This is a genomic window from Microbispora bryophytorum, from assembly GCF_043197435.1.
Classification (GTDB): Bacteria; Actinomycetota; Actinomycetes; order Streptosporangiales; family Streptosporangiaceae; genus Microbispora; species Microbispora bryophytorum.
Genome location: NZ_JBICTF010000006.1, coordinates 129,614 through 142,809 on the forward strand (window position 1 = coordinate 129,614; position 13,196 = coordinate 142,809).

General features: G+C 70.3%; 8 protein-coding genes. 4 read left to right on the forward strand and 4 right to left on the reverse strand.

Features of this window, described 5'->3' with window-relative positions; all coding sequences use genetic code 11:
* The first annotated feature begins 2 nt into the window (after positions 1-2).
* From ACGFIB_RS21470 to ACGFIB_RS21480, 3 genes are read left to right on the forward strand one after another with little or no spacing between them, the layout of a single operon-like run.
* Positions 3-1,739, forward strand: a complete 1,737-nt coding sequence (locus ACGFIB_RS21470; protein WP_393374310.1) for a thiamine pyrophosphate-binding protein — start codon at positions 3-5, stop codon at positions 1,737-1,739.
* Positions 1,740-1,787: 48 nt separating this feature from the next.
* On the forward strand, positions 1,788-2,642 hold the full coding sequence (locus tag ACGFIB_RS21475; protein WP_208762280.1) for an SDR family NAD(P)-dependent oxidoreductase: 855 nt from the start codon (positions 1,788-1,790) through the stop codon (positions 2,640-2,642).
* 19 nt (positions 2,643-2,661) lie between these two features.
* Positions 2,662-4,005 (forward strand): amidase, encoded by a 1,344-nt coding sequence (locus ACGFIB_RS21480; protein ID WP_393374313.1) that lies wholly within the window; start codon positions 2,662-2,664, stop codon positions 4,003-4,005.
* 85 nt (positions 4,006-4,090) lie between these two features.
* Here ACGFIB_RS21480 and ACGFIB_RS21485 read toward each other — a convergent pair whose 3' ends face one another.
* The 4 genes from ACGFIB_RS21485 to ACGFIB_RS21500 form a co-directional block, all read right to left on the reverse strand.
* Positions 4,091-7,300, reverse strand: coding sequence for a DUF7824 domain-containing protein (locus ACGFIB_RS21485; protein WP_393374315.1), 3,210 nt, complete (start codon positions 7,298-7,300; stop codon positions 4,091-4,093).
* Complete coding sequence (locus ACGFIB_RS21490) at positions 7,297-8,625, reverse strand: SWIM zinc finger family protein (protein WP_393374318.1); 1,329 nt, start codon at positions 8,623-8,625, stop codon at positions 7,297-7,299. Before ACGFIB_RS21490 ends, ACGFIB_RS21485 begins: the two co-directional genes overlap by 4 nt.
* A gap of 201 nt (positions 8,626-8,826) precedes the next feature.
* A complete protein-coding gene (locus ACGFIB_RS21495) occupies positions 8,827-10,131 on the reverse strand; it encodes a ricin-type beta-trefoil lectin domain protein (protein WP_393374320.1) in 1,305 nt (434 codons plus the stop codon).
* A 521-nt stretch (positions 10,132-10,652) separates the two neighbouring features.
* Positions 10,653-11,645: a PaaX family transcriptional regulator gene (locus ACGFIB_RS21500; RefSeq protein WP_357245020.1), complete on the reverse strand. Its 993-nt coding sequence runs from the start codon at positions 11,643-11,645 to the stop codon at positions 10,653-10,655.
* Positions 11,646-12,454: 809 nt separating this feature from the next.
* Here ACGFIB_RS21500 and ACGFIB_RS21505 point away from each other — a divergent pair.
* Complete coding sequence (locus tag ACGFIB_RS21505; RefSeq protein ID WP_393374323.1) at positions 12,455-13,189, forward strand: SDR family oxidoreductase; 735 nt, start codon at positions 12,455-12,457, stop codon at positions 13,187-13,189.
* Positions 13,190-13,196 lie beyond the last annotated feature (7 nt).

A 13,196-nucleotide genomic window follows, 5' to 3' on the forward strand; every position in this document is an offset into this window, starting at 1 on the left:
AGATGATCATCAATAGCCAGGAGTCCACAAGGATCTGTTCCGGTGGCCGGGCGATCGCCGAGATGATCAAACTCTACGAGCCCGGGCCGATATTCGGCATGGGCGGGTTCCAGATGCTCCCGTTCTACGAGGGGGCGCGTCAGCTCGGGATGCGTCACATCCTGATCAACGATGAGCGAGCCGGTGCGTTCGCCGCCGACGCCTACGCCAGGGCGACCGGGCGACCCGGATTGTGCGACGCCACGCTGGGGCCCGGCGCCACCAACCTGGTGACCGCGCTGGTCGAGTCGTTGAACGCGGGAATCCCGATCGTCGCCTTGGTCGGCGACACCCATCGTTCCCACTCCTGGAAGAACATGACCCAGGAGACGCGGCAGGAGGAGCTGCTGCGACCGGCGGTGAAGGAGTACCTGCGGGTCGAGGACATCGCCCGCATTCCGGAGTTGGTGCGCCGAGCGTTCTCAGTCGCCACGTCGGGCCGGCCCGGCCCGGTCGTCCTGGCCGTTCCGGAGGACATCGCGCACGCCGAGCATCACTTCGCCGCCGCCGACTTCTGGGCCGATCAGCGTGCGACGCGCGTCCCGTCCACCCGGTCCAGCCCCGCGCCCGACGCCGTACAGGACGCTGTCGCTGTGCTCGAGGGCGCACAGCGGCCGGTGATCCTCGCCGGCGGAGGCGTGCACCTGGCCGACGCGTACGCCGAGCTCGCCGCTCTCGCCGAAACGCTCAACGCGCCGGTCGCGCACACCCTCAGCGGAAAGGGCGCGCTCTCCTGTCTCGACGACCGGTCGATCGGACTGTTCGGACGGTACAGCCGATTCGCCAACGAGATCATCGACTCGGCCGACGCGCTGGTCGTCGTCGGGAGCAAGCTGGGTGAGATCGCCACCAAGCGCTACACGATTCCGCGGGCAGGGATCCCGATCGTGCACCTGGACAACACCGCCGAGGAACTCGGCCGCTACACCAAGATCGATGTCGCCCTCTGGGGAGACGCCAAGGAGGGTCTGAGCCGTCTCCACGAGGCGCTGTCGGACCGCGTCCCCCCGCAGCGGACGTCGTTCTGGCAGGAGATCGCCGAGCGGCGCACGGCCTGGGAGCGGGAGGCGGAACCGCGGTACGCCTCCGCGGACAGCCCGGTTCACATGGCCCGGCTGATCAACGAGATGAACATCTTGCTGCCGCCTGAGGCGGTGGTGGTGGCGGACGGCGGTTTCGCCAGTCACTGGACCGGACTGTTGTACAACACCAAGCAGGCCGGTCGCGGCTACATCAGCGACCGCGGGTTCGCCTCGATCGGCTATGGGCTGCCCGGAGCGATGGGCGCCTTCCTGGCGGGCCGGTCGCCGGTGATCGGCCTCACCGGAGACGGTGGGTTCAACATGACGGTCGGGGAGTTGGAGACGGCGGTCCGGGAGAAGATGGAGTTCGTTCTCCTGGTCGTGAACAACGCCGCTTCGGGATACGTCAAGGCGCTGCAACACGCGGTGTACGGACCTGGCAGCTACGAGTCGAGCGACCTGAGCGAGCTGAACTACGCACGGATCGCGGAGGCGTACGGTTGCCTCGGGATCCGGGTGGACGACCCTGGTCAGCTCGCCGGCGCGCTCACCCGAGCCCTCGCCGAACGCGGACGGCCGGTCGTGATCGATGTCGCGGTGACCCGGGATCCGGCGCAAATGCTTCCTGCCGTCGACAGCCGGACGCTCAAGGTCGAAGCCGGGGACAGACCGGCCTGATGAGTCCGGCCTGATGGGTGAGGCGTCAAAGGAGCCGCAAGGAGGATCATGATGGGACCGAACCAGCTCCGCGAGGTCGCGCAGGTGACCGGGCCGGGCGGCAGGCTGCAGGACCGTGTTGTCGTCGTCACCGGCGCCGGCGCGCTCGGCGACGAGATCGGGAACGGGCGCGCGATCGCGATGCTCGCCGCCTTCGAAGGCGCCTCGGTAGTGATCGTCGACCGGGACGCGGCGTCGGCCCGGCGCACGCGCGACCTCCTGGGTGAGGAGTACGCCGATCGGACGCTGGTCGTCCGTGCCGACACCACGTCGGTGGAGGACACCCGCAGGGTCGCCGAGCAGGCCTCCGAGAGGTTCGGCAGGGTCGACGGACTGGTGAACACCGTCGGTGTCATAGGTGCGCCCGGCACCGCGGCCGACGTCGACCCCGCCGAATGGGCACGTGGGCTGGAGATCAACATCACCTCCACGATGCTGATGAGCAAAGCCTGCCTGCCTGACCTGACGCGCGGCGGTGGAGCGATCGTGAACATCGCTTCGACCGCGGCCCTTCGCGGCGGCCACCCGTTCCTTCTCTACCCGACGTCCAAGGGCGCCCTGATCAACATGACCAGGGCGATGGCGGCGCACCATGGGCGGGCCGGGGTCCGCGTGAACGCGGTGGCGCCGGGGCTGGTCGAAACACCGATGGTCGACGCCGCGTCGATGACCGAGGAGTATCGCGAAACGCGCCGGGCGGCGTCACTGCTGGGCACCGCGGGAACCGGATGGGACGTCGCGCGGGCAGTCGTGTTCTTGCTCAGTGAGGACGCGCGATGGATCACCGGAGTGACGATTCCCGTCGACGCAGGATTGACCGCGGCGGCCACCGACCTGCCGCTGGACGTCGAACCGACCAATTGAGACGGCGGAGGGCAGGGCGTTGACGACGAAACAGGACCGGATCGCGGCTCAGTTGGATGGGATCGACCGGCTCAACGGTTCCTACCATGCGGTGATCAGCAAGCTGCCCGAAGCAGCTGTCGTCGCAGCGGAGCTGGACAGGCCCGGCAGCTCCCCCGGACCTTTGGCCGGGCTCTCGGTGGGATTCAAGGACGTGATCGCGACCGCCGGACATCCGACCACGATGGGCTCGGCGATGTATCGCGATCACGTTCCGGATGCCGACGCCGAGGTGGTGGCACGCATCAGGGCGGCCGGCGGGGTGGTTCTCGCCAAGACGAATCTCTCGGAGTTCGCCATGGGCGCCACGTCGCACAACGAGCACTACGGCAACGTCGGCAACGCGTGGGATCCAGCGCGTGTTGCCGGCGGCTCAAGCGGAGGGTCGGCCGCGGCCGTGGCTCTCGGACTGTGTGACGCCGCGCTCGGCACGGACACGGGCGGGTCGATCGTGATCCCTGCGGCTCTGAACGGGTTGACGGGTCTGCGCCCGAGCCTCGGCCTGGTCTCCAACCGAGGCGTCTTCCCCGTCAGCAGCAACTTCGACACCACCGGCCCGATCGCCCGCTCCGTGGGTCAGGTGCGCCGTCTTCTCCAGGTCATCGCCGGATGGGACCCGGATGACCCCGACCAGCCGCCGACGGCCCGTGAGTGGGACGCCGGGCACTGGGACGCCGGGCACAAGGAGACCCGCCTGCCCGGGCTTCGCATCGGGGTACCACGCGGCCACTTCGTCGCCGAAGAGCCGGAGATCGCGGCCCGGTTCGAGGAGGCGCTCGGCGTTCTCGCCGGGCAGGGCGCCAAGCTGGTCGAACTCGAACTGGCCGCCGCGTCCGAAGCGCTGCCGAACATGGCCACCCAGATGTTCACCGACTTCTACGGTGTGCACGCCGAGCGATTCACCACGCACCCCGAGCAGTACGGCTCCGACCTGACTCACAGGTTGCGGCTGGGTGGCGCGACGACCGGCGTCGAATACTCCACGAGCAGGCGCTGGACCGAGCGCTGGCGACATTCACTGGCCCTGACATTCGAGCAGGTGGACGTGATCGTCACCCCGGCCACGTCGATCAGCGCGCCGCTGATCGACGATTCGGCGATGGCCACGACCACGCCACTGCTGACGCGCTTCACCCACCCCTGGTGCCTGTCGCTCGGTCCGACGCTGAGCGTGCCCATCGGTGCGGGTCGCCACAGCCCGGTCGGCATGTTGATCACCGGCCCGGCCTTCGGCGAACGGTTGGTGCTCGAGGTGGGCGATGCGTACCAGTCGATGACCGAATGGCACCACCACACGCCGGAGGCGCGCATCGACATCCCGTGACAGCACGGGCCAAGCCGCCGATCATCACGTCCACACGCTCGCAGATCGGATCAGAAGCGGGGCCTCCGGCCCCGCATGTGCGCGGTCACGACATGGTCCCGGTGAGCTGGGCGTGGAGGCGTCTGCACTCGTGGACGAAGCGCGTCGTCCGGCGGCTCCGCGCGAACTCGCCGATGACCGGGATCTCCCCGCGCGCGCCGGTCCAGCGTGCCACGTCCGCCGCGAAGGCGACGAGTGCGGAATGAGTCACGGTGGCGCGCTGCCCCTCGCCCGGCAACATCCCGGGTAGCAGTGTGCGCAGGATGCGCCACACCTCGTGATGGCCGCCGGCGTCGGCCAGCTCGGTCAGGGCCGCGATGGCGGGACGGGTCTCCCGCCAGGTGCGGCGCAGCACCAGCGCGAGCTGGCGGCCGATCGCCTCGGCGGGCAGTTCGCCCCTGGCGGCCATGCGCAGGACCAGCGGAATCATGTCGGGCACGCCGCCGGCCAGGAGGAAGGCGAGGATCACCGCCGTTGACTCGCCCATCGGGCCATCGGCGATCTCCAGGCCGGCGACGTCCGCCGGAGTCACCCGCCCGCCCCAGTGGCCGCGCAGCAGGAACGGAAGGAAGTTGACGGCCGCGACCTCGCGGTGCGAGGGCAGCATGCCGGGCCATGCCCTCAGCGTTCCGTCGGACTCGTCGATCGTCCAGTCGAACGGCTCACGCAGCAGCACCTCGTCGATCAGCCGATGACCGGTCGGGGCCGTCATCCGCAGCACGGGCCGCAGTCTGACCTCGGTGAAGTGTTCCGGTTCGCCGTCGCCGAAGTCGACCATGGAGGCGTTGACCATATGGCGCCACACGTGGCCGCACTCGGGGTCGGCCATGCCGTCACCGGCGAGCCAGCGGGCGGCCGAGCGCGCCGCCTCCGAGTCGACCTTCGCGGCCCGGTCGGCCGCGGCCTGGTGGCGGCCCCTGGGCAACCGCAGCAGCGCCTGCGCCAGGTCGGCCGGGGGTGGCTCGACGTCGGCGGCGGCGCAGGTCTCCAGCCGGTCGATCAGCACGTCGGGGTCGAGGCGGCCGCTCATCCAGGTCGGCGTGGCCAGCAGCACCGGCGGCAGGGTGCCGTTGCGGAGGGCCTCGGCGAGTTCCGCGTAGCGGTGCAGCAGGAAGTCGTGGGGCGGGGAGACCCGATTGGGATGGGGCAGTTGGTTGCGCCGACGCCACTCGTCGTGCTCGGGCAGTTCCTTGGGCATGAAGGAACGCAGCCGGGGCGGAACGAAGACGACGGTCACCTCCACGAGCGGTTCGCCCGATTGCGGCGGAGGCACCGGCTCCCCCTTTCGCATCGCCGCGATACGGGCGGGGTTCACGCCGAGCTCGGCCATGTGCTCGTAGGCGCGGTCGAGGATGAAGGACGGCATGGCCTCCACGGAGTCGTCGTACAAGGCGCCTGGTCTCGTCCGCACCGGATGGGGGCGATCCGGCAGTTCGTCGTCCCAGATCTCCTCGTCCTCCTCCTCGGCGCCGTCATGCCACGCCTCTTCAACGTCGGTCGGGGAGCCGTTCAGGTGGATCCGGCCCCTGGCGAAGGGGATCCGCCGGTCACCTTCGTGGGCCACCGCTCCGTCAGGGCCGTCGTCACTGGTCCAGGTGATGAAGAAGGCGCGCAGCGGAGTGTCGTCGTCGAGATAGCGGCCAGGCCGGTAGACGCCGCCCACCGTGATTCGCCGGGGCGACGGCTCTGGCTCGGGCTCCTCGCTACGGGTGAGCAGACGCAGTCTCACGGAGTGGTTCGCACTGTCCCAGAATCTCTCCGGCCCGATCGGCGGTAACTCCGGCACGCTGCCGGGGGTGACGAACTCGGCGGACAGCGCCGACTGCCAGTCGCCGGGGTCGGTGCGCACCTGTCTGGACCGCCAGTAGCCCTGGTTCTGCTCGACGTGGGGCTTGAGCGTGCGACGCAGTCCCTCCCGGTCGTCGGCGATTCCGGCGACGAAGGCCGCCAGCCAGCGCTCCTGGCCGACCCAGCGCTCCTGGTAGTCGGGGAAGATCGACGGCTCGGGGAACCGCCGCGTCTCCGCCGGCTCGGGCAGCGGCGGGAAGTCCTTCTGCTCCGGCAGTTCCTCGACCGGGGTGTCCCCGCCGAACTGCCCGGCCAGCTTCGCGGCCAGGTCGGCGGGGAGGTGCCGGGCGCCGTCGAGGATCGCCTCGGCGTGGTCGGCGAACAGGCCGGCGTATTTCAGGGTCAGCTCGACCGCGCGGCCGCGCACGTCGAAGGACTTGTGCGCGTACGCCGTGGTCAGCGCGGTCACGAAGTCGGCGGCCGCCTCGGGCGTGGCCCGGATCGCCTGGTCGAGCCAGCGCAGGCCCGTGGCGGCGAGCTTGGACTCGTCCCGGAAGGTGAGCGCGTCGACCGCCTCGGCCAGGTCGGCGTGGTCGAGCGGCATCGCCCCGCGCACCTGCCCGGCGGCCAGCTCCGCGACCGTGCCCGGAGCCGACGGCAACAACCGCAGGTAGTCGCGCAGGCGAGGCGCGGACTCCGCGGGCGTGGGGTCGAGAAGCGTGTGCAGCCGGACGAAGAAGCGCAGGTCCTGCGCCTCGCCGCCGCGCAGGAAACGGCGCACGCATCCGTCGAGCACCTGCTCCCTGGGCAGTTCGCGGGCGGCGGTGGCCAGCCAGCGAGTCGGCCGGGGCTCCAGCCGCTCGTCACGGAGAGCGCGGCCCGCGCCGTCAGCGGTGAAGACACGGGGCAGCAGCACCGGGGTCAGCGGGTCATCGGCCACGCTCGGCGCGGCCAGCCAGGCGGCCACGAGCGGGTCGTGGTCGGGAGGCACGGCGCCGGACTCGCGCAGCAGCGCCACCGCCAGCGGCGCGATGCGGTCGGTGGGACGGCGCACCCGCTGAGCCAGCCGGACCGCGACATCGCGACGCCACTCCAGGGGACGGGTGGCCGCCACCCGGCACACCTGAGCGATGTTGGGGTCCTCGGCCCAGCGGCGGTTGACGTCGCGGCCGGTCATCCACGTCACGGCGGCCGCCGGGCCGGTGATCACGCCGACACCGGTCAGCAGCAGCGCGCCGGCCAGTTTGTCGAGCAGGTCGCCGACCTCCCAGGAGGCCAGCTCCTCGAAGTCGTCGGGATGCTGGGCGCGCACCTGCTCCGTGCGGGCGTGGCGCAGCTCCTTGACGAGGCCGGGCAACCGTCCGCCCAGCTCGGCGCGCTCCTCCTCGGTGAGCGTGACCAGCCGGTCGGCCAGGCGGGAGACGTGGTTACCGCTGATCAGATCGCGGATCTCCGTCCAGACGGTCATCGGGAGACCTCCACTGCGGCGCGGGCGACGATCCGGGCGGCCAGCACGTGTTTGCACGGCCCACGAGAGCCGCGATGGTCCCACCACCACTCACAGGTGCAGGAGCCGTCGGCCAGTGAGACCCGGCGCGCACCGCCCGGGGTGCGGACGGTGGCCGACTCCCCTTCGAGGTGCACGGCGCCCGCGTCGACAAGCGTGCGCGCCTTGGCCAGCCGGGGGTTGAGCAGGATCACGTTGTCTTTGTCATAGGGCAGCTCACGGTGGAAGTGGGCGGCCTCCGCCAGGTCGTAGCCGACCCGGCCGGCGACGCCGAGCTGCGTCAGCGCGGCACGCACCCGGTCGGCGGGGATGCCCGCGCGGCCCGCCAGCAGGCCGATCTCGACCTCGGGCTCGAAGTTGAGCAGCATGCCCACCACGTCGGCGTCGTTCTCGGCCTCGTCGGTGGCCAGGTCGTCGAGAACCGCGCCCTCGCCGGAGAAGCCGCGCCAGCGCTCGGGCGAGAGGGTGAGCGTGTAGCGCATGCCCGGCAGCTCCAGCTCCCAGGCGCTGGAGGCGGCGTCGGCCGGGCCGTACACCCGGAGGGCCTTCGCGAAGCGCAGCAGCGGCAGGAGGGTGCCGAGCCGGTTGGAGCCGGCAAGCCGGACCGAGCCCGGAACCTGGCGGTCGGAGACCTTCAGCTCACGCCCCGCCTGCGCCACCCACACCGTGCCCTTCCTCGGCAGCCCGCGCAGGAACCGCACCGCCGCCATGCCGGTCAGCTCACCGCGCTGATCCATGCCCGAGGCGATGACCTGAACCTCGGCGAAGCCGCGCAACCACCGCTCGGGCAGCGGCACCTTCTTCTCCACCACCGCGCCGTCCATCGTGGTCACGACCAGCTCGTCGAGGCCCACCCCCAGATGCAGCGGGTCACGCGTGCCGATGCGCGCCAGCGCCTCCCGGAGCGGCGCGTTCACGTCGACGTTGGTGGTGCCCCGGTCGAACACCTCGCCGTCGAGGGTGCCGTTCAGCAGATCGAGCCGGGCATACACGCCGCCACAGGCTGAGAACGACTCGAACCGTAATCGGTCTCCGTTGCACGTCACCACCGGGTCCCGCACCCAGCCGGGCCGCGCCTGCGGCTGGTGGTAGCGGGCCAGCGCCACGTCGGCGACGCCGAGCAGGCCCGCAGCGGCGGGGGCCGCCTGGGTCACCACGCCGCTGAAGAACCGGGGGGCCGTGGCCGGGCCGGACAGGGCCCGGCCGCCGGAGGTCGCCAATCCGAGGCGACCGTCGACAAGGGAGGAGGGCGCGGCGTACGTGTACGCCTGCGTCGCTGGAGTCATGGCCGGGACATTAGAGCGCCCCACCGACATTCAGGCTCGCTCGTGAGCTGCCAGGGCACTTTGGCTGTTCGCGCAGTGTCCGGGCGGGTCCTTCCGATACGGCTTCCGTACCGGCTGTCAGCCCCATCGGCGGGTGAGGGGCCGCCGGGTCGCGGCCTGCGGTGCGGCGGGGTGTTCCGCACCGCAGGCCACAGGTGCGGGCTATCCGTTCCAGGTCCACTTCTGGTTGGCGCCGCCGTGGCAGGAGTACAGCTGGATCTTGGTGCCGTTGCTGTTGGCGGCGCCGACGGCGTCGAGGCACAACCCGGACTGGACGCCCTGGATGGACCCGTCCGAGTTCACCCGCCACTTCTGGTTGTCGCCGCCCCAGCAGGAGTAGATCTGCACCTTGGCGCCGTTGCCGGTGCCGGCCGCGTCGAGGCACTTGTTGCCGTACACCCGGATCTCACCGGCGGAGGTGGAGGCCCAGGTCTGGTTGGTCTGGCCGTTGCAGTCCCAGATCTGCACCTGCGTGCCGTCCGCGGTGCTCGCGGCGGGGACGTCCAGGCAGCGGCCGGAGGCCACCCCCCTGATCGCCCCGCTACCGCCACCGGGGGTCGGAGACACGGTCGGGCTGGGGGACGGGCTGCCGCTCGGTGACGGGGAGGGGGAGGAAGTGCCGCCGTCGAGCGTGAGGTTCTTCTGCTGGACCTGCCACTGGGTGTTGCACAGACCGCAGTTGGAGCCGACGAAGTTGGCGCCGGCCGTCGTGTCGCCCTTCAGCCGCCACTTGAGGTACAGCACCGCCACGCGGCCGAACTCGCCGCCGTTCGTCTGGTCGTAAGTGCCGCCGTGCCCCACGTTCAGGTTGCCCATGAACGCGGGCAGCCCTGACGGCAACTTGCCCCAGTCGTCGATGGCGTTCGGATAGGCGATGTCACTGGGCCCGCCGATGAAGTAGGCGATCGGCTTCGTCAGCCGGCGGAGCTGGTAGTCGTCGGAGTCGTTCAGCAGCCCGCTGCTGAAGATGGTCGTCGTGGTGACACGTGAGTCGTTGGAGACGGCGTAGGCCTCCAACCCTCCGCAGGACCAGCCCCCTACAGCGATCTTTCCGGTGTCGATCCTGCCGTTGTATTTGCTGCCCTGACGGCTGTTCTCCGCGACCGCCCAATCGATGGACTGCGTGAGCATCTGGGACGTCGTCGAACCGGAGCCGTTCGGGCTGCCGCTGGCGATGACCAGGAACCCGTGCGAGGCGATCTCGCGGAGGAAGTTCAACTGCCCCGTCCCGTTGGCGGAGCAGCCACCGTTGCCCCAGACGAAAACGGGGAGCTTCTCGGACGGGAGGGTTCCGGGCCGGTAGATGGTGTGATTGGGCAGGCTGTTCGAGGTCTCGTAATCAGCCGGGTAGGGGCCCGAGCCACCGACCGCCGCGGCGGCCGGGGTCGTGGTGAGCGCCACTACTCCGGCGCAGACCGGGGCGATCGCGGCCGCCAGCACTGCGCTGATGATCGAGCGTTTTCTCATTTCGCCCTCCGAGGGGGTGACGACGGCGCTCTGTGTCGGATCTGGATCACGCGGCTACACGCCGAAGGAGCGCGGCAACGGCACATGACTGCCACCGCGGCCAGGTGGTCGGCGCCGACCGGATCTGGGGATATGGCGGGCCATCGACGGCGAGTCGCGCCCCGCGCCAGGCGAAACAGGCCGATGAGAGCAGCGTGCAGTTAATATCACTACGGTCACCAAAAGTGTCAAGCGACCGTGGTCCGGCACGTCGAGCGGCGCCTTCGCGGACAGGACCCGCCCCTGACGCATTCGGGTGCGGGGTGCAGGCCGATCCTCGGGATGGCGTAGCCGCTCCCCTGCCCGGCGCCAGGAGGACGGACCGGGGTGGAGGCGGCTCCGGCGCAGGTCACCACGACCGGTCTGCCGGAGACGCCGGGGAAACCTCGGTGGGCGGCGGCCGGCCGAAAGTGGACGCGTCGCGACGGTCGCGAGAGACGTTTCCGGGAGCCGGGCCGGCGGCCGAGCGCGTGAAAGTTTCTTCAGCCGTCCCCGCCGGCCCGGGCCGAGACGAAGTTCTCCGCTGCGTGGAAGTGGGTGATCCATGACGCGGCGTCCGGCCAGTACGGCGTCGCTACCTGGATGAGCCGCGCCTCGGCGAGCGAACCCAGAGCCGAATGGATTTCCAGCATGAGGTCCCTGGCGGTTTGGCGGGGCCACGGTGCCGGCAGGAGGTGCTCGGGCAGGTTCGGGTCGATGTCCGGAAACCTCCGCCAGGAATCCATGACGGAGGTCCGGGCCACCAGCGCCCGGCTCGCGTCGATCTCACCGTCGCGGACGGCCACCCGCAGGTCCGAATACTGCGCGATGAATGCCTCGTAGGCCGCGGCGAGGCCGGCCAGGTCGTAGGCGGCGGCCGGTCCATGCGGGCCGGTCTCCTCGTCGAACCGGGTGTGCATCACCGACCATCGACCACCGTCGACGTCGTCCAGAATGTCGTGCAGCGCCTGAGTCACCGGCCCGGTGTCGGATCCGGGCCGGATCCACACGCTGTCGTACAGCCGCGCGAACCCCAGCGACCCCAGAGCCTTGCGGACCGCGTGCCGTGGGGCCTGGCCGGACCACGCCTGGCCGGACTGTCCCTGGCCTGACCGCGCCTGACCGGATTGGGGGATCGAGAACGAGACGGTCACCCAGTCGCCGGTCCACTGCGGCGGGTGTGCGCCGAAGCCGAGGAAATGATCCATCCGGGACCGATGCCGGGCGATCGCCTGAGGCGTGAGGTGATACACGGGTGGCCGTCCGGATCCCCGCACGGCGATCAGGCCACGCTTGGTCAGCCGGGACAGCGCGGCCCGCGCGCTGGACTCGCTGATACCGAACTCCCCGAGCATCGCGACCACCGCCGTCGACGGGAGGCCCGCCTCCGAGGAGTCGAGGTACTCACCGAGCAAGGTCGCCAGCAGGTGCTGCGGGTTGGGGCCGGCCTGCGCACGTGGGGCTCCGGCATCGTCCGGAGGCACATGGACACTCACGTCATCAGCTTGCCTCACGACAACACCCCTGCCGGACGACTCCGGCCCCGCACCGTCGCCCTGGAACGGCGAAGAGCCGCACGGCGGTCCCGGCATCGCGCTGGTCGGCAGCCCGGAGTCGGTCGCCGCATGCATCCGCGAGTATCACGCCCTGGGAATCGACTCGTTCATCGTCTCGGGCAATCCACTGCTGGAGGAGACGTACCGGTCCGATGAGCGCGGGAAGCGTCCCGCTTATGGCGAAAAGGCGACTTCTGAAAATCAGCTCGCCGGCCTCCGTGGCCGTCGCAATCCCGCCTTTCAGAATTTCACCGATCAGCTCAATAGGTGTTGCGCACAAAAGCGCAGACATATCGCGCGATTGCCGCGATACAGTGCGGACATGCCCCTCGCTCCGCTGACGAAAGCAGTTCCGCTGAGCCGAGCGTGGCTTGCCGTTGTCGTTGTCGCCTCCCTCTTCGCCGGCGGTTTCATCGCGACCCGGCTGCCTTTCGGCACCGCGCCGCTCCGCGTGGCCGAGGGTCATGCGTTCCTCACATCGGAGGGTGAGAAGGGGGCTTTCCAGGCGGACAACGGAGTCAGCTCAAGCTTTTACGGCAACCTGGTGTGGACGGATGCCGGTCAGCCCACGGTCGGCGGTCGCCCCTCCTGTCTCTGGGACAAACAGACGAACAGCCCACGACCTGCGGGCGCCAGAGTCGAGGCGGGATACCGATGGGTCAGGACACCGGACGGAGTGAGCCTGCCCATCGTGGCCTGGCTGAAGTGCCTATAGCGTTTTGTCGTGTCCGACGACGGGAGGCCAGGAGATGAAGATCGCTGTCATCGGCGGGACCGGCCTCATCGGATCCCGGGTGGTCGAGATCCTGAACACCCGCGGGCACGAGGCGGTGCCACACTCGACGTCCACCGGAGTGGACCTGCTCAGTGGGCGGGGCCTGCCCGAGGCGCTGGCGGGCGCCGACGTCGTCGTCAACCTGTCGAAGCCGCGGACCTTCGACGACGCCTCGCCCGCCTTCTTCCGGAAGACGATGGACAACCTGCTGGCCGGCGCCGAGGCGGCCGGCGTCGGCCACGCGGTCATCCTGTCGATCGTGGGCGCCGAGCTGGTGCCCGGATCGGTCTACTACCGCGCGAAGGTGCTGCAGGAGGACCTGCTCAAGGCGGGCCCCGTGCCGTACTCGATCGTGCGTTCCACGCAGTTCTTCGAGTTCATCGGCACGGTGCTGTCCTGGACCTCCGACGAGCACACGGTCCGCCTGCCCGCCACCCTCATGCAGCCCATCGCCGCCGACGAGGTCGCCCGGGCCGTGGCCGACGTCAGCGGGGGCGTCCCGCTGCGTGGCACTCTGGACATCGCAGGCCCCGAGGTCCTCGCGCTCGACGAGCTGGGCAGGATCGCCCTCGCCGCCCGTGGCGACCACCGCACTGTCGTCACCGACGACAGCGCCGGCATGTACGCCGCCGTCTCGGGCCACGCCCTCGTCGCCAAGGACGGCGCCGTCATCGCCGAAACCACCTATCGGGAGTGGCTCACGCGCTGACCGGACC